Here is a 17,841-nt window from a genome sequence, read left to right as displayed (position 1 = left end):
CAGGGCGCGGTTTCGCGCCCTGTTTTATTTTGTTGGTTTTTTGATGGTTCACAGCCGCGTGAGGCGATAAAGAGATTTGCTTTACGAGTTCAAAAAAATCAAGAAACTTTAAAAAAACAGGGAGTATTCGTCATGATCCTCAGAAACAGTGCCATTTGTCTGGCTATGCTTGTCGCAGGGGCCGTACAAGCCGCGGAATTTAAGTGGGCGTCGACTACCGATCCACAGACGATGGACCCGCATGCGGTTAACTCAGCCCCAGTCTTAGGTTTTCTGAATAATGTTTATGAAGGTCTGGTCCGCCGTGGCAAAGACATGCGCGTGGAACCGGCACTGGCGGTCAGCTGGGAACCTATTGGGGATGGCGAAGGCTGGCGTTTCAATTTGCGCGAAGGTGTCACTTTTCATGACGGCAGTGAGTTCAACGCGCAAGACGTCTTGTTCAGTTATCAGCGTGCGTCTGGTGAAGCTGCCGATACGCGCAGTTGGTTCGCACCGGTCAGCGAAGTGAACGGTGTTGATGATTATACGATCGATTTTATGATGACCGCGCCCAATCCGCTGTTTCCTTCTTCGATTGCGAATTGGATGATCATGGACCAGGGTTGGGCCGAAGCAAATGATGCATCAGTGCCTGACAAGGAAACGGGGAATTACGCAACCCTGAACGCAAACGGCACCGGAGCTTTCAAATTGACTGCTCGGGAACCGGGCTTGCGCACCGTTTTGGAGCCTTTCGAAGGTTGGTGGGATAATGCTGAGCATAATATTACCGTCGCCGAGTTTAATCCTATACAAAACCCGGCTACCGCAGTGGCGGCGTTGCTGTCCGGCGATGTGGACATGATCAACCCGGTCCCTATTCAGGACGTGGCCCGATTACAGGGCAACGGTGATGTCGAAGTTATCCAAGGGATCGAAGCAAGGGTTATCATGTTGGGCTTTGATCATGAAGCTGAGGCACTGAAGTACACGGATGATGCAGGACAGCCGAACCCTTTCCGTGACGTTCGTGTTCGTCAAGCAGTGGCTAAAGCGGTCAATGTCGACGCAATTCTGGCTACAATCATGCGTGGGAGTGCCGAGGCGGCATCGCAATTGGTGAGCCCTGCGATGAGTGGGTATTCTCGGACAAACACTGACCGCCCCACATTTGACATTGAAGCGGCAAAGGCGCTGCTGGCAGAGGCGGGCTATGCGGATGGTTTCTCATTTGGCCTGAAATGCCCAAATGACCGCTACCTCAATGACGAAGCAGTTTGTCAGGCCGTCGTGAGTATGCTGGCTCAAATCGGGGTGACTGCCGAACTGGATGCGATGCCTGTACGCAACTATTGGCCCGAGTTGCGCGAGGATAACTACGATATGTACCTTCTGGGCTGGAGTCCCGGAACGTTTGACGCCGAACACCCTGTTCGTTTTCTTGTCGCAACCCCGAACGAGGAAAAAAAGTTGGGCAGCTGGAATTTCGGTGGGTTCTCGAATGCGCGCGTAGATGAGTTGCTGCCCTTGATCCAGTCAGAGTTGGATCAGAACAAACGCCAGGCGATGCTGGATGAGGTAGCCAAGATCATTCAGGACGAGCATGTTTATGTGCCAATGTATGTCCAACCATTGGTTTGGGGTACTCGCAGCAATGTTGATCTAACGCAGCGCCCGGACAATTTCTTCCTCTTGCGTTGGGTTACGGTGAACTGACCTGATGGGTATGATGATTGACGGGGTCTATCATGTTGACGACCCCGCACCGGATTCGCGGCTTGATGGAGAGTTCCGCCGTCATGCCTCAACCATTCGTAACCTTCTTCCAGAGGGTGATTTGGAGCCGGGGCGTTTTCATCTTTACGCGGCTTGGAACTGTCCGTGGGCGCACCGCGTTTTGCTGGTGCGGGCCATCAAAGGATTAGAGAGTCTGGTATCTGTATCCTACGCCAAACCGCGACGAACACCCGAAGGCTGGGTATTCGATCCGGACGGGCCTTATTCAGATGGGCTGTTTAGGGTCACGGCATTGCACGAGGTCTATTCTCGGGTAAATCCCCGCTATACCGGGAGGATAACCGTCCCGTTGCTCTGGGACCAGGTCAAGAACCGCCCGGTTTCAAACGAATCTGCCGATCTGGTCCGAATGCTAGGGACTTTACCTGACCATGGACCAAACCTTGCTCCGCAAGAAAAACTGCCCGAGATCGATGCCTGGAACTCAAAAATATATCCTCGTCTGAACAATGGCGTTTACCGCGCAGGCTTTGCACGTACGCAAGAGGCTTATGAAACGGCATGCCGTGACGTATTCGAAATGCTTGACGAGATCGAGGATCACTTATCCAGCAACCGGTATCTTTGCGGAGGTGCTATTACCGAGGCGGACCTGCGACTTTTCCCAACTCTGGCACGCTTTGACGTGGCCTATCATTATGCATTTCGGTGCAATATTCGGCGTTTGATTGATTTCCCAAACCTTTGGGGTTACGCCCGCGACCTCTATGCCCTGCCCGAAATTAAAGGCACAGTGGCTTTCGAAGTATACAAAACCGGTTATTTTTCACCGTCTGAGTTGCGCAATCCGCTTGGTCTTGTTCCCTTGGGTCCTGACGTGGATTGGGAAACACCGCACAATCGCGAAAATAGTCCTGCCGTGACATCTTGACCGTCCAGACAGGGAAGGCATAGACAGGCGGACCAACAGGGAAAAAAGAATGTTCGCATATATCGTCCGTAGGATGTTTCAGTCCGTGATCGTGCTTTTGGTCGTGGGGCTTGTCGCATTCTCGATGTTCCGATTTGTCGGAGATCCGATCGACAACATGCTGGGGCAGGAGCGCACGCAAGCTGATATTGACAGGTTGCGGACCGAATTGGGTTTGGATCAACCCTTTCCGGTGCAGTATTTCAAGTTTCTGCAAGGCGCAGTTCAGGGTAATTTCGGGGTGTCTTACCGGCAAGGGCGTCCAGTTTCTACAATTATAGCCGAGCGTGCTCCTGCAACCTTGGAACTGGCTTTTGTTTCCGGTTTTCTAGCCATCACATTAGGAATTGCGCTGGGTGTTTTCACTGCTATCCGGCGACAAGGAATAGCTGCGAATGTGATCATGACCGTCAGTTTGATAGGAGTGTCGTTGCCGACTTTCCTGATCGGGATATTGTTAATTTATATCTTCTCGGTCGAGTTGGACCTGCTGCCCAGTTTTGGGAGGGGCGAGACGGTTATGATTGGTAACTGGTCAACAGGGTTCTTAACGGCTTCGGGACTTAAGGCACTGATTTTACCTGCGATTACACTCGGCCTTTATCAAATGACCCTGATAATGCGGCTGGTTCGATCCGAGATGCTTGAGGTTTTGCGCGCTGACTATGTGCGCTTCGCGCGGGCGCGTGGACTGTCGGACCGAGTGATCAATTTCCGCCATGCGTTGAAGAATACATTGGTGCCTGTAATCACAATTACGGGGCTTCAGTTAGGCTCGATTATCGCGTTCGCCATCATCACTGAAACTGTGTTTCAATGGCCCGGAGTTGGCCTGTTATTCATCAACGCGATCCAGTTTGTCGACATACCTGTTATGGCGGCATACCTGATGTTGATCTCGGTGATGTTCGTTACGATCAACCTGATCGTGGATCTTCTGTACTATGCAATTGACCCGCGCCTGCGTGTCGACGCGAGGGCAACATGACCGAAACCGTTGAAACACCACAAACTGCTCCGAATTCGCGTTTCGCCAAGTTCTGGGACGGTGATTTTGCATGGTCCTTCCGCCACTCTCCCGTCGCTTTGGTAGCGTCTCTGGTGGTAGTGGTTTTAGTTCTGGCGGCAATTTTCGCACCTTTGATAGCACCTTATAATCCGTTTGATCCGGCCACTTTGAACCTGATGAATGGCTTTACGCCGCCGGGTACGCCCAATGCGTTCACGCAGGAGACTTTTCTGCTGGGTACTGACGATCAGGGCCGAGACGTGTTTTCGACCATTCTGTATGGTTTGCGAATATCGCTGTTTGTTGGAACGGCGGCTGTGGTGCTGGCAATGATTATCGGAGTTATCCTTGGGCTTGTCGCGGCATACTACGGTGGTTGGATCGAGACCTTTATCATGCGGGTGGCCGATGTGCAGTTAACGTTCCCCGCCATTTTGGTTGCCATGCTCATCTTTGGTATCGCAAAGGGTGTTACGCCGCCTGAATATCGCAATGAAATGGCGATTTATGTTCTGATTATTGCAATAGCGCTGTCTGACTGGGTGCAGTTTGCGCGCGTCGTGAGGGGCGCGGCGCTTGTCGAAAAGAACAAAGAATATGTACAGGCCGCGCGTCTGATCGGCCGCGGGTCGCTGCCGATCATGTTCCGCCACATCCTTCCCAACGTTTTAAGTCCAGTTCTGGTGATCGCCACAATATCCTTGGCTCTGGCAATTATCGCAGAAGCTACTTTGAGCTTTCTGGGGGTTGGAGCGCCGCCGACCCAACCCTCGTTGGGAACGTTGATCCGAATAGGGCAGGGTTTTCTGTTCTCAGGTGAATGGTGGATCCTGTTTTTCCCGGCCTGTACACTGCTGGCCCTTGCTCTGTCGGTTAATCTTCTGGGTGACTGGCTTCGCGATGCACTGAACCCGAAATTGCGGTGACTTTAAATGAGCTTACTCAAAATCGAAGACCTCACCGTGGAATTTCCCACTCGGAGAAAGCTGTTCACTGCAGTAAACCATGCAAACCTGTCGGTTAAGCCGGGCGAGATTCACGGGCTGGTTGGTGAATCCGGTGCGGGTAAATCGACAATCGGGGCGGCAGTCATGGGTTTGCTTGAGCGTCCCGGGCGGATTGCCAGTGGAGAGATCAAACTGGGCGGCGAGCAGATCAGCGGTCTGGACGCTGAAGCTATGCGAGGGTTAAGAGGCAAAAAGATTTCGATGATCTTTCAGGATCCGCTAACCTCCCTGAATCCACTTTTTACAGTCCGCGAACAACTTACTGAGACTATTTTGACCCATATCGGCGGGTCCGACGCTGACGCTAATAATCGGGCACGCGATCTTATCGATCGTGTCGGTATACCTGACCCCGACACCAGACTGGATCAATATCCCCATCAGTTTTCTGGAGGAATGCGTCAGAGAGTTGTGATCGCTTTGGCTCTTTGCACCGAGCCAGATGTGATTATTGCAGATGAGCCGACCACAGCGTTGGATGTATCGGTTCAGGCGCAGATTTTGGATTTGATCAAGGAATTGGCACGCGAAAGGCAGGTTGGGGTCATTTTGATTACCCATGACATGGGCGTTATTGCCGACACGACGGACCGGGTAACGGTAATGTATGACGGCAAAGTCGTGGAAAGCGGATTGACTGCACAGGTCATGGGGCAACCAAAGCATGAATATACTAAGTCCTTGATTGCGGCAGTACCACGGCCGACACTGAAATTGCATCGTTTTCCTCAGATTAGCTACGGTGGGCGGGAAACGCGATTTGCCATCGACGACATGGCGCGTCATTGGCCCACTGTTGACAATGACTCATCCAAACCGGTGTTCGAAATTCACAACCTGTCAAAACAGTTTCTTTTGAAACGTGGCTTGTTGCCTTGGGACAGGACTTACTTCACCGCTGTTGACGACGTAAGTTTCGATATTCAGGCAGGTGAGGTTTTTGGACTTGTAGGCGAATCCGGTTCGGGCAAATCCACCGTTGCTCGAATGATTGCCGGTCTTTACCCGGTTGACGGCGGCACGATCAAGTTCAATGGCCAATTGGTCAGTGATCTAAGCAACAAAGCGGTACAAGAAGAGTACCGCAGGCAAATACAGATGATTTTCCAAGACCCTTACTCGTCGTTGAATCCGCGCATGCGCGTTGACGAGATTGTTGCAGAACCGATCCGCCACCATCGCTTGATGGAAGGAAAGGAAATCAACCGCCGCGTTGATGAACTGTTGGATCAGGTGGGGTTGGGCGCGGAAGCTGGATTAAAATACCCACATGAGTTTTCCGGTGGGCAGCGCCAGAGAATTTCGATTGCGCGTGCCCTTGCGACGCAGCCAAGGTTTTTGATCTGCGATGAGCCGACAAGCGCGCTGGACGTATCAATTCAAGCGCAAATTCTGAACATCTTGAAGGACCTGCAGGAATATCTTGGGCTTACCATTCTGTTTATCAGCCACGATTTACCTGTTGTAAGACAAATGTGCGACCGCGTTGCCGTAATGAAACAAGGCCGAATGGTCGAGATTCAGGATACGGATGATCTTTTTGCAAACCCGCACACTGAATATGCGCGGGAGTTGCTGCGCCTTATGCCCAAACTTGATGATTTGTCCACCGATGGCCTTGGACTGGAAAGCTGATCTGGGTCCAAGCTGACCTCACAACCCGGACCCATCGCTTTACCGACCCATTGCAACGCCTTCCCGCCGGGGATCAGCAGCGCCGATCATTTGACCGTCTTTGATTAGAATAGCGTGCAATCCGCTGTTTAGGTCACGCGCGCTGACCTCGTGACCCTTAGCCGTTAATGCGTCGGTGAACGACTCGGCGCTGGTTCCCTGTTCTACATCCAAAGTAGATCCATTCCGGTGGAGGAAATGCCCAGTTTCAATCGCGTCCTGAGGGTCCATATCCCAGTCGAGCACAGCGATTATCGTCTTTGCCACATAATTTATTATTCGGCTGCCGCCTGGAGACCCAACAAGAAAGTATGGTTTTCCATCTTTCATGACGATTGTGGGCGACATCGAGCTGCGCGGACGCTTGCCGCCCTCAACCCGGTTTGCGACCAATCGATCACCATCTTTGGGTGCCCGATCAAAGTCGGTTAACTCGTTATTCAACAAAAAACCTCGTACGAAAACTCGGCTGCCAAAGAATGTTTCAATGGTTGTGGTCATTGACAGGGCGTTTCCATAGCGGTCCAGAATTACAATGTGACTGGTGCCGGGCCGACCGGGGTTTTGTGAAGGTGCTAAGTTTAATGCGGATTCCTGATATGGTGGCTCTCCGGCTTTGCGCTTCTCACTGGCTTTTTCCTGGTCGATAAGCTTGGCACGGTCAGCAAGATAGCTTTTGTCCAACAGCCCTTTTATCGGCACTTCGACATAATCGCTGTCGGCCATGTAAAGGCTGCGGTCGGCATAAGCCAGTTTGGCGGCCTCTGAGTAAGTATGAGCAAACTCGGGTGACCAACCCATGCTCTTGACGTCAAAGTTGTCCAGCATTCCCAGTATCTGACCGACTGTTAGCCCTCCCGAGGTTGGTGGCCCCATTCCGCAAACGTCATAACCGCGATAATCAGCGCAAACCGCGGGGCGAATTTTGACGCGGTAGTCGGCCATGTCTTGCAGGGTGATGTTGTTCTCAACGCTCGAAGTGGCGGCTACGGCCGCCACGATATCTTCGGCGATCGGTCCTGTGTAAAAAGCGTCGGCACCTCGGTCGGCCAACACACGCAGCGTGTTGGCGAACTCAGGGTTTTTAAGCAAAAAGCCAGCTTTAAGTGGGCTACCATCTTGGTTGAAGAAATACTCTTTTGCCTCCGGAAAAACATCCAACGGGAAATTGCGACTCATCGTACTTTGCAACGAATTCGCCATGCGAGGGGACACTTCGAAGCCATTTTCAGCAGTGTCGATAGCCGAAGAAAACAGATCAGACCAAGGTAGTTTGCCATAGAGGTTGTGCGAAATCTCCATCAGGCGAAGAATGCCGGGAACGCCGACCGACTGTCCCCCAGTCGCGGACGGAACGAACGGGATTTTTTCACCATTTTCGTCCAGAAAACGTTCCGGCGTTGCAGAGGCAGGCGCGGTCTCACGTGCATCGAAGGTTACCAGATCACCAGTTGACGCATCCCAATACAGCATGAATGCACCACCCCCGATACCCGAGGATTGCGGTTCAACCAGATTGAGCACCAGCTGGACGGCAATCATCGCATCCGCGGCAGTTCCTCCCTTTTCCAGAATGTCATACCCGGCCTGCACAGCAACTGGGTTTGCCGCAGAAATCATAAACTCGGATCCAATGACAGAATTCTTTTCTGCCCATCCATATCCTTCTTCGGGGGCTGGGTCCTGTGCGAAAGCGAAAGAACCCAAGGTCAGAGTGGACACCAGACCTGAGATGAATAAGGGCCTGATCATGATCTTCTCCTTTTTTTGGAAGCTTGTTTTTAGAAAATTGGGGATTTGCAATCCCATCTTGTTGCTACGGTATCTGGCCTCGGGGCGGAACCTGAATTTACGTTGACCGACAGACTTTGCATTTTTGTCGTGAAACCTCAGTATGAGACAGCGAATGCTACTTAGGCACGGCCCAATACCTCGGTTTCACGACACGCTAAGAAGGTGCACAAGATGTCACACACTGAAGTCCGGGAAGAGGGAATGCGGATTGGCGGAAAGGTCGTTTTCGCCAAAGACAAGGTTCCTGTACATTACCCTTATACCAATGAAGTGATTGGATATGTGCCTGCTGGATCGGTTGAGCACGTGCGTGCGGCATTTGAAGTTGCCGCCCGGTACAAGCCAACATTGACGCGATACGAGCGGAGTCAAATTTTGCAGCGCGCAGGAGAGCTGATTGGTGAGCGGTACGTATACCTTGCCAAATGGCTGACTCTTGAACTGGGCATCTGTCATCAGCACGCGATTTGCGAAACTAAGCGTGCACAGGATGTTTTCCAGTTTGCCGCAGCAGAGGCATTGAAAGATGATGGTGAGGTGTTTTCGTGTGATCTAACTCGGAACGGCCAGACGCGCAAAATCTATACGCAGCGCGAGCCGGTTCGGGCAATTTCCGCAATCACGCCATTTAATCACCCACTGAACATGGTAAGCCACAAAGTCGCGCCTTCTATCGCCACTAACAACTGTATGGTTTGTAAGCCAACGGAGCTGACGCCGTTAACCTGCCTGTCGCTGGCGGATATTCTTTACGAAGCGGGGTTGCCGCCTGAAATGTTTCAGGTGGTTACTGGTTGGCCGCAGGATATTGGCGATGAAATGGTCACTAACAGCAATGTTGACATCGTCACCTTTACTGGTGGCGTGACAGTTGGCAAGCAGATTGCGGCCAAAGGGGTATACAAACGTCTGGCCCTCGAACTGGGCGGAAACGACCCATTGATTGTGCTCAATGACCTTGGTGAAACTGATTTGGACCGTGCGGCGACCATCGCCGTCGCTGGGGCCATTGGAAATTCGGGTCAACGCTGCACAGCTGTTAAGCGTATTTTGGTTCAGCAAAGCGTAGCCGATCGGTTTGTTCCGCTAGTTCTTAAAAAGGCCAAGGCGATCAGATTTGGCGACCCGCAGGACCCAGAAACCCAACTGGGTTGTGTAATCCATGACAAAGCAGCCGAATTGTTTGAGAATCGTGTCTTTCAAGCCGAAAAAGAGGGCGCCGAAATCCTTTATCATCCCGGGCGCCAAGGTGCGCTTTTGCCTCCAATCGTAGTCGACAATGTGCCTCTGAACTGCGAACTGATCGTGGAGGAAACCTTTGGTCCGATTGTGCCTATCCTCCGGGTGTCGGACGACGATGACGAGGTGATGCGTATTTCGAACGCAACAGCCTATGGGCTGTCCTCTGGTGTTTGCACCAACGACCTAAACCGGGCAATCGCTTTCATTAACGGTTTGAATGTAGGTTCATGCAACATTTGGGAACAGCCCGGGTACCGGATAGAAATTTCCCCGTTTGGCGGTATCAAGAACAGCGGTAACGGGGTCAAAGAAGGCGTTATCGAAGCTATGAAGTTTTTCACTAATCTTAAAACGTACTCGCTGCCCTGGGTGACTTAGCGAAGGGCCCAAAACGTGGCCAAGTCGTTCGGATAATCGGTAGGCACAATCAAAATATTGTTGAATAGTTTTCTCAAGGCGAAGACAAAGAGTGGCGTATATTGTTCCAAACAATATGAAAGGTCGGAGCCATGGCAAACATCACGGCAGAAATCCTGTCCTTGGATCAAATTAGAGAGATTGCCATAACCGTGCTTACTGCCGCTGGAATGGATGCGAACGGCGGATCCTTGATTGCCAACATTGTCACCCAGTCGGAACGCGATGGTTTGCGCAGCCACGGTTTGCGGATGTTGCCGTTCTATGTTCAGAGTTTTCAATCCGGCTATGCCAACCCGGTCGCCAGACCATTAATCGAACGGATCGCTCCGGGTGTTCTTCGAGGCGATGGCGACAACGGGTACTACCAAATTGCTGCTGCATTAGCGCAAGACGATCTGGCCGGAATTGCTCAAGAAAATGGGATAGCTGCGTTTACTTGCGCGAACTGTCACCATCTTGCTGCGCTTCGTTTCGATACCGAGTCATTTGCTGAAGCGGGTTTGATCGCCTTGATGATGGTGAATTCGCTTTCCATGGTAGTGCCTCAGGGGGGTGTGCGTCCGGTTTTTGGAACCAACCCGATGTCCTTTGCATGTCCGAGGAAAGGCATGGCTCCAGTGGTTTGGGATCAGGCCTCATCAATGATGGCATTGATGGATATCAAATTGGCTGCGGCTGAAGGGCGTGACCTGCCAAGGGCGGCTGGGTTGGATAGCACTGGACAACCTAGCACCGATCCGAAGGCAATTTTAGAAACTTGCAGCCTTTTGCCGTTTGGAGAACACAAGGGGGCTGCAATCGCCTTTCTGGTTGAGGTTCTGGGTGCAGCCTTGGCGGGAGGAGCCTTGTCAGTGGACAATGCAGACCGGGATGCGCATGGAGCCTTGAACATCAAGGGTGGCTCGACACTGATTGTCATTGATCCGGCACGGTTTGGGAATGCTTCTTTTGACGACTACCTTACGCGCATTTGCGCCGAGATTGAGGGAAATGGCGATGCACGCGTCCCAGGTGACGGTCGGTTGAAGCATCGTGCAGCTGCAGACTCTGACGGGGTTGCAGTTAGTGCCGAGTTGATTTCCCAGTTACGCAACATTCACTAGTCACAGGCGAAACTGGGAATTTCTGAAGTCTTTGTTTTGTGCGGTCCCGACAAATTTCAAAGGTCAAATGATTTTGAAAATTTTCAGTGCCGAAAAAACCGAGCGTTGAAATCGCTGAAAATAAGGTGAGATCGGACGAGGAGCTTTGTTGCGAGTTTTAATCACTGTCTTGCGGTTATTGCGCGAAACCGGTGTTTACAACCGTCCCTGCAAAATTTGGATCTTGTCTGTTCTGGCGCAAAATACTGATGCGCATTTGGTTTACGTCCGATCTGGAAGGTCGCTGTAAGTCGTTAGCTTTGCCCCGCCTTGTTTGCACGAGTCTTAATCTAATCAGCGCTAAAATGATTAAAAAATGTGCAAGCATTGGGCTGATCGGTGAAAAGAGCGCGTGGACAATAGAGTTTCAACGGGTAAGCCGTGAAAAAAGTTTCACAGGAATATCTCTGGAAGACTCTGTCATTAATCAGTTTTCGCACATACCGTCCGAAGATTTATCCGTGCAACCGCGCGCTGAAGGTGTTGTCGAGCTCAGAATAAAACCTTTGGGAGGGCGTAGTGTGATCGACAAATTTCGGCAGGTAGGTTCTTTCAAATGTTTGTTTCCGAGAGGGGACAGACAGGATTTAGATGCTGTCCTTCTGAATACAGCGGGTGGAGTCACCGGGGGCGACAGGTTTAGGCTTAACGTTGAAGCAAAGTCAGGAACGAGTCTGACATTGACGACGCAAGCCTGTGAACGCGCCTACAAGGCGAAACCTAGCCAGACCGGGAAAGTCAGAAGTCAGATAAAAGTTCGAACTGGAGCGAGGGTAAACTGGTTGCCGCAAGAAACGCTTCTGTTCAACGGGAGCGCTTTGGATCGGCGGTTGGTCATTGACCTTGAAGCAAAGAGCCACGTTTTGATGGTGGAGCCTCTTGTTTTTGGCCGACCTGCAATGGGGGAAATACTGAATGACATTCGGCTGCGAGACCGGATAGAAATCTGGCAGGAAAAAAAGGTCGCGTTTCTGGACGCGATATCTTTTTCAGGCAATTTGCACGAACATCTTGACCGGCCCAATATCGCGCAGGGGGCCGGCGCAATGGCGCTGGTAGTTTTCGCCTCGGACATGGCCGAAGGGCAACTAAGCCCGATCTGCGATATGTTGCCTGATACAGGTGGAGCCAGTTTGCTTCAAAAAAACCTGCTGACTGTGCGTCTATTCGCGAAGAACGGCTATTATCTTCGACAGTCTTTACTGCCAGTTTTACGGCAATTGAACAACAATACTCTCCCAAGATGTTGGATGCTTTGACATGAACCTAACTCCCCGCGAGAAGGAAAAATTATTAGTTGCCATGGCGGCAGAGGTTGCACGCAAGCGGCTGGCTCGGGGTGTAAAGCTGAACCACCCTGAAGCAATTGCTCTTATTACAGACGCAGTGGTGGAAGGTGCCCGCGATGGGTGTTCTGTGGCTGACATGATGGAGGCTGGGGCAGATGTTATTTCCAGAGAACAATGTATGGCAGGTGTTCCTGAAATGATCCACGAAGTTCAGGTCGAAGCGACCTTTCCTGATGGCACTAAACTCGTGACTGTTCACAATCCAATCCGATAACCAACTAGGGATGCGCCCATGACACGTTTGCTGTTTCCAACTCTTTTTTTGTCCGGTCCGGCAATGGCCCATTCTGGCCCAAGTTTCCACGCCCATAGCACTGACTATGTGGTGTTGAGCACGGGCTTGGTTCTTGCGGCATTGGTCGCAATTTCTCTTCTGTCGAAGCTGCCGAAATGATCCCCGGTGAGTTGTTTCCTGTCAAAGGTGAAATCACACTGAATGCCGATGCGAAAGCGGTCAATTTGTTGGTCGCAAATACTGGCGATCGACCTGTGCAAGTGGGCTCGCATTACCATTTTGCGGAAACCAACCCGGCGCTGGAATTCGACCGCGACGCCGCGTACGGCATGCGATTGGATATCGCCCCAGGAACGGCCGTTCGGTTTGAGCCGGGGCAAAGTCGCGAAGTCTTCTTGATCCCAATCGGTGGCGCGCGCAAGGTATACGGATTTAACCAAAAGGTTATGGGGTCACTCTGATGCCGGCAAAAATCAAACGCTCAGATTTTGCAGCCATGTTTGGCCCAACGGTTGGAGACAAACTTCGTCTGGCGGACACCGATTTGATAATCGAGGTCGAGCGAGATCTGGCCGCTGAAAGTTCCGGGTCCGCAAGCTCGGGCGGCACTGGTGAAAACGCGTTGCTTTATGGCGAGGAAGTCAAATTCGGCGGTGGCAAGGTTATTCGGGATGGCATGGGACAATCTCAGGTGACACGTGCGGGCGGCGCCGTGGACACTGTGATTACCAATGCACTAATTGTTGATTACTCGGGCATATACAAGGCGGATGTAGGTTTAAAAGACGGTCGAATCTCCAAAATCGGAAAAGCCGGCAATCCGGACATGCAACCCGGGGTCGATATAATCATCGGACCCGGCACCGAAGCTATCGCCGGCGAAGGGCGCATCCTAACCGCAGGTGGGTTCGACAGTCATATCCATTTTATTTGCCCGCAACAGATCGAGGACGCGTTGCACTCCGGTCTGACAACAATGTTGGGGGGCGGTACCGGCCCGGCACACGGTACATTGGCGACCACTTGCACTCCTGGTCCGTGGCACATTGGACGGATGCTGCAGGCGGCTGACGCTTTTCCAATGAATCTGGCCTTTGCTGGCAAGGGGAACGCCTCGTTGCCCACAGCATTGGAAGAACAAGTCAACGCCGGAGCTTGTGCACTAAAGCTGCACGAAGACTGGGGCACGACACCGGCTGCGATCGACTGTTGCCTCACCGTGGCTGACGCGATGGACGTTCAGGTTATGATCCATACTGACACGTTGAACGAGTCCGGTTTCGTGGAAAACACGGTGGGCGCAATGAAGGGCCGTACAATCCATGCATTCCACACGGAAGGTGCCGGAGGCGGCCACGCGCCTGACATCATAAAGATTTGCGGAGAGCAGCACGTTCTGCCCTCTTCGACAAACCCAACGCGGCCATTTACGGTGAATACGGTCGAAGAACACTTGGACATGCTTATGGTTTGTCACCACCTCGACAAATCCATCCCTGAAGATGTGGCATTTGCCGAAAGCCGAATACGGCGTGAAACCATTGCGGCCGAAGACATCCTTCACGACATGGGTGCTTTCAGTATTATAGCCTCAGACAGTCAAGCCATGGGCCGTGTAGGCGAGGTATTGATCCGCACCTGGCAAACCGCTGACAAGATGAAAAAACAGCGAGGGCGTCTTCCTGAAGAGACCGGTGAAAATGATAATATGCGTGTCTGTCGCTATATAGCCAAATACACCATCAACCCGGCGATTGCGCACGGTCTGAGCCATGAAATTGGCAGCATTGAAGAGGGAAAACGCGCTGACTTGGTCCTGTGGAACCCCGCTTTCTTTGGGGTGAAACCCGAGATGGTTCTTCTAGGGGGAACCATTGTATGTGCTCAGATGGGCGATCCCAACGCCTCGATCCCAACGCCGCAGCCAGTTTACAGTCGCCCGATGTTCGGAGCCTTTGGGCGTTCGGTTGAGAACTCGGCGATCACATTTGTGTCGGAAGCCGCGCAAGCCAAAGGGATTGGTGATACATTGGGTCTGGCAAAACAGACTGTCGCCGTGCGCGATACAAGGGACATTGGCAAAAGCGACCTGCTGCTAAACGATGCGACCCCTAGGATTGAAGTGGATCCTGAAACCTACGACGTTCGCGCCGATGGCGAGCTGCTGACCTGCCAGCCTGCCGAGTTTCTACCGATGGCACAGCGCTATTTCATGTTTTGAGATTATAAGGAGGCCCCAGATGTCGATCGCTATCAAAACGGCCCGAATTTACCATGACCACCCGCAAGCTCCTGTGTATTCTCAAGTTTCGCTTGATTATGATGGGCGTTTTTTGCGCCGCAAAATGCTGGCTACCGATGACGGCGAGGCATTTCTAGTCGATCTAGCCCAAACCAAGTCATTGGATCACGGAGGTGTTTTGGTTCTGGAAGATGGGCGTGAGATCGAAATTGTCGCAGCGCCGGAAGAGTTGCTGGAAGTAACTGGTGAAAACTTACTGCGTCTGGCTTGGCATATCGGAAATCGTCACACTCCTTGCCAGATCGAATTGCGTAGACTGTTGATTCAGCGTGATCATGTGATCCGCGATATGCTTGTGAAATTAGGGGCCAGCACGCGTGAAGTTATCGAGCCGTTCACGCCTGAAGGCGGAGCTTATGGGCATGGCAGGACACATGGCCACGCCCACTGACTCAGATATCTTAACGCTGACGCAGTGGTTTTCACCTGCCTATCCGGTGGGAGGATTCGCCTATTCTCACGGTTTGGAATGGGCCATCGAAAGTTCCGATGTAACGGATGCGCAGCAAACGCGCGCGTGGATTGCAGACGTATTGCAATTTGGCTCCGGCCGAAATGACGGCATTTTCTTGATGGCGGCATACAAAGCTAAGGACAAAAAAGAACTGTTGGAAGTTGACGCAAAGGCACGCGCCTTTTGCGCATCGTCTGAAAGGCTGTCCGAGACTCTTTTGCTGGGCACTGCTTTTTGCTCAGTGACTGCTAATGTTTGGGAAATAAACATGCCTAAACTCACTTATCCGGTTGCTGTGGGATACGCAGCCCATTGTCAAAACCTGCCTTCGGGGCTGACTTGTCAAATGTTTCTGCAAAGTTTTATGGCTAATCTTGTGGCTTGCGCGACGCGGCTGATACCGCTTGGACAGACAGAAGGGCAGCATCTGATCCGAGAACTGACGCCTCTTTGTGCCGAGGTTGCTCAACAGGTGCAGGACAGCGACCTTGATGCTTTGGGTTCGACCGCATTTTTGTGCGATGTGGCGTCGATGAAACATGAGCGCCAGTATTCGAGGATATTCCGAACATGAGTAAAATGAACGGACCATTGCGGGTTGGAATAGGAGGCCCAGTAGGGGCGGGAAAGACAACTCTTACGGCCGCACTGTCCACAGCATTGCGAGACAGAGTTTCAATTGGTGTGATTACCAATGATATCTATACCCGTGAAGATGCCGAGGCCCTGATGCGCATGCAGATTTTGCCACAGGATCGGATCATAGGCGTGGAGACGGGTGGGTGCCCTCACACCGCGATCAGAGAGGACGCTTCGATTAATCTAGCTGCTGTCGCAGAAATGCAGGACCGTCACCCGGACATTGATGTGGTTCTGATCGAGAGCGGTGGAGACAACCTGTCTGCGACGTTCAGTCCGGAACTTGCCGATGTTACTTTGTATGTAATCGACGTCGCGGCGGGCGAGGAAATACCGCGCAAAGGTGGCCCGGCGATAACCAAATCAGACATTTTGATTATTAATAAAACCGACCTCGCCCCCCATGTCGGGGCATCCTTAGACGTTATGGACAGCGATGCAGGTAAAATGCGTCAGGGAAGGCCTTTTGTATTCTCGTCCTTGCGACATGGTGAGGGTGTTGACCACATTGTGGATCTGCTGGCCCAGATTGGCGGGCTCGAGCTATCGGACACAGTCGCGCAAAATCAGGATTAAGGCGCTCAGCGGGTACTTACTAACTTGCAATGTGATATGGCGGTCGATTCAAGATCGAAAATTCAGACGTAGAGATTTTCGAGTTCGGCATTGGTGCCAGATCGGGTGTATTCGGTTGCGCGCTTTCTGCTGATGCTAAAAGCTCTGTACTGGTAGAATTGAGGATCACAGGATACCGTAATAGCCAAATCTGATAGGCAGGGAATTAAGAACCGTCCTTGGGGAAGCAACTTCGTCAGTAGAGAACAAAATGCCCGCACCAACATTGCATTTCTCGATGCAGGAGTTTCAGAACAGGATCGCAAAGACCCGGTCAGAGATGACCCGTAAAGGCATCGATATTTTGATTGTGACCGACCCGTCGAACATGAACTGGCTCACCGGTTACGATGGCTGGTCTTTTTATGTGCATCAATGCGTTGTTTTGAGGTTGAACGATGACCCGATCTGGTTTGGACGCAGTCAGGACGCCAACGGCGCGTTGCGCACATGCTTTATGGACCCGGTTAATATCATTGGTTATCCCGATCACTACGTGCAATCCCCAGAGCGGCATCCAATGGACTATTTATCGGCACGGCTAAAAGATATTGGTGCCGGTAGCGGTTCAATTGGCGTGGAAATGGATAACTATTGGTTCACGGCGGCGGCATTTGCGTCGCTGCAAAAGAATTTGCCGGACGCCAAATTCAACGACGCCAACACGTTGGTCAATTGGCAGCGCGCGGTGAAATCTGAGGCCGAGCTGACCTATATGCGGCAGGCGGGAAAGATTGTTGAGCGTATGCACCGCCGGATATTCGAAAAGGTCGAGCCAGGAATTCGCAAATGCGATCTTGTTGCAGAAATCTATGATGCTGGATTGCGATACGATGAAGGTTTGGGTTTCGGTGGTGACTATCCCGCGATTGTACCGCTTCTTCCGTCCGGTTCCGATGCGGCAGCGCCACATCTGACTTGGGATGATAAGGAAATGAAATCAGGTGAGGGCACATTCTTTGAAATTGCTGGGGCTGTTCATCGCTATCATTGTCCACTGTCGCGCACTGTTTTTCTAGGAAGACCAACACAAACATTTCTGGACGCTGAAGAAGCGGTGTTGGAAGGCATGGAGGCGGGGCTCGAGAAAGCAATTGTTGGAAATACATGCGAAGACATAGCTTACGCGTTTTTTAAAGTGCTTAAGAAACATGGCATCGAGAAATACAATCGTACCGGCTATCCGATCGGAATAAGTTACCCACCAGATTGGGGTGAACGGACGATGTCGTTGCGCCCCGGCGATACAACAGTTTTGCAAGAGAATATG

At 51.9% G+C, this 17,841-nt stretch carries 17 protein-coding genes; 16 read left to right on the top strand and 1 reads right to left on the bottom strand.

The window, feature by feature from the left end:
• The first annotated feature begins 132 nt into the window (after nt 1–132).
• The 5 genes from AC2FNV_RS14260 to AC2FNV_RS14240 are packed head-to-tail and all read left to right on the top strand — an operon-like array spanning nt 133 to nt 6,340.
• Nucleotides 133–1,698: an ABC transporter substrate-binding protein gene (locus AC2FNV_RS14260; RefSeq protein WP_170605632.1), complete on the top strand. Its 1,566-nt coding sequence runs from the start codon at nt 133–135 to the stop codon at nt 1,696–1,698.
• Between the two features lie 4 nt (nt 1,699–1,702).
• A complete protein-coding gene (locus AC2FNV_RS14255) occupies nt 1,703–2,650 on the top strand; it encodes a glutathione S-transferase family protein (RefSeq protein ID WP_170605634.1) in 948 nt (315 codons plus the stop codon).
• Between the two features lie 49 nt (nt 2,651–2,699).
• A complete protein-coding gene (locus AC2FNV_RS14250; RefSeq protein WP_170480031.1) occupies nt 2,700–3,677 on the top strand; it encodes an ABC transporter permease in 978 nt (325 codons plus the stop codon).
• Nucleotides 3,674–4,624 carry an ABC transporter permease gene (locus AC2FNV_RS14245; protein WP_170480033.1) on the top strand — a complete coding sequence of 317 codons (951 nt, stop codon included), beginning with the start codon at nt 3,674–3,676 and terminating at the stop codon, nt 4,622–4,624. Before AC2FNV_RS14250 ends, AC2FNV_RS14245 begins: the two co-directional genes overlap by 4 nt.
• A 6-nt stretch (nt 4,625–4,630) precedes the next feature.
• Entirely contained in the window at nt 4,631–6,340 is a 1,710-nt protein-coding gene (locus AC2FNV_RS14240) for an ABC transporter ATP-binding protein (protein WP_170605636.1), read from the top strand.
• 39 nt (nt 6,341–6,379) lie between these two features.
• Here the strand turns inward: AC2FNV_RS14240 and ggt are convergent, their stop codons facing one another.
• The gene (gene ggt, locus AC2FNV_RS14235; RefSeq protein WP_170605638.1) at nt 6,380–8,131 is read right to left on the bottom strand and encodes a gamma-glutamyltransferase; all 1,752 of its coding nucleotides are present in this window, start codon (nt 8,129–8,131) and stop codon (nt 6,380–6,382) included.
• A gap of 213 nt (nt 8,132–8,344) precedes the next feature.
• Here ggt and phnY point away from each other — a divergent pair, with 213 nt between their 5' ends.
• The 11 genes from phnY to doeA form a co-directional block, all read left to right on the top strand.
• Nucleotides 8,345–9,793, top strand: coding sequence for a phosphonoacetaldehyde dehydrogenase (phnY, locus tag AC2FNV_RS14230; protein ID WP_170605640.1), 1,449 nt, complete (start codon nt 8,345–8,347; stop codon nt 9,791–9,793).
• A gap of 131 nt (nt 9,794–9,924) precedes the next feature.
• The gene (locus AC2FNV_RS14225) at nt 9,925–10,938 is read left to right on the top strand and encodes an Ldh family oxidoreductase (RefSeq protein WP_170605642.1); all 1,014 of its coding nucleotides are present in this window, start codon (nt 9,925–9,927) and stop codon (nt 10,936–10,938) included.
• A 248-nt stretch (nt 10,939–11,186) separates the two neighbouring features.
• A complete protein-coding gene (locus AC2FNV_RS14220) occupies nt 11,187–12,236 on the top strand; it encodes an urease accessory protein UreD (RefSeq protein WP_496773677.1) in 1,050 nt (349 codons plus the stop codon).
• 1 nt (nt 12,237) lies between these two features.
• Entirely contained in the window at nt 12,238–12,540 is a 303-nt protein-coding gene (locus tag AC2FNV_RS14215; protein WP_170605646.1) for an urease subunit gamma, read from the top strand.
• Between the two features lie 18 nt (nt 12,541–12,558).
• Nucleotides 12,559–12,720, top strand: a complete 162-nt coding sequence (locus AC2FNV_RS14210; protein ID WP_170605648.1) for an ATP synthase subunit B family protein — start codon at nt 12,559–12,561, stop codon at nt 12,718–12,720.
• On the top strand, nt 12,717–13,022 hold the full coding sequence (locus AC2FNV_RS14205) for an urease subunit beta (protein ID WP_170605650.1): 306 nt from the start codon (nt 12,717–12,719) through the stop codon (nt 13,020–13,022). The genes AC2FNV_RS14210 and AC2FNV_RS14205 overlap by 4 nt, the downstream gene beginning before the upstream one ends.
• A complete protein-coding gene (gene ureC / locus AC2FNV_RS14200; protein WP_170605652.1) occupies nt 13,022–14,782 on the top strand; it encodes an urease subunit alpha in 1,761 nt (586 codons plus the stop codon). The genes AC2FNV_RS14205 and ureC overlap by 1 nt, the downstream gene beginning before the upstream one ends.
• A 19-nt stretch (nt 14,783–14,801) precedes the next feature.
• The gene (locus AC2FNV_RS14195) at nt 14,802–15,254 is read left to right on the top strand and encodes an urease accessory protein UreE (RefSeq protein WP_170605653.1); all 453 of its coding nucleotides are present in this window, start codon (nt 14,802–14,804) and stop codon (nt 15,252–15,254) included.
• The gene (locus AC2FNV_RS14190) at nt 15,226–15,891 is read left to right on the top strand and encodes an urease accessory protein UreF (RefSeq protein ID WP_254442531.1); all 666 of its coding nucleotides are present in this window, start codon (nt 15,226–15,228) and stop codon (nt 15,889–15,891) included. Before AC2FNV_RS14195 ends, AC2FNV_RS14190 begins: the two co-directional genes overlap by 29 nt.
• Nucleotides 15,888–16,532, top strand: coding sequence for an urease accessory protein UreG (ureG, locus tag AC2FNV_RS14185; RefSeq protein ID WP_170480054.1), 645 nt, complete (start codon nt 15,888–15,890; stop codon nt 16,530–16,532). The genes AC2FNV_RS14190 and ureG overlap by 4 nt, the downstream gene beginning before the upstream one ends.
• Nucleotides 16,533–16,782: 250 nt before the next feature.
• The coding region (gene doeA, locus AC2FNV_RS14180; protein ID WP_496773673.1) for an ectoine hydrolase DoeA at nt 16,783–17,841 on the top strand (1,059 nt) is incomplete at its 3' end.

The sequence above is a fragment of the Ruegeria sp. BHSA163 genome (assembly GCF_059613365.1).
Note: the sequence above shows the minus strand (reverse complement) of the source record. Positions and strands in the feature narration are given on the sequence as shown.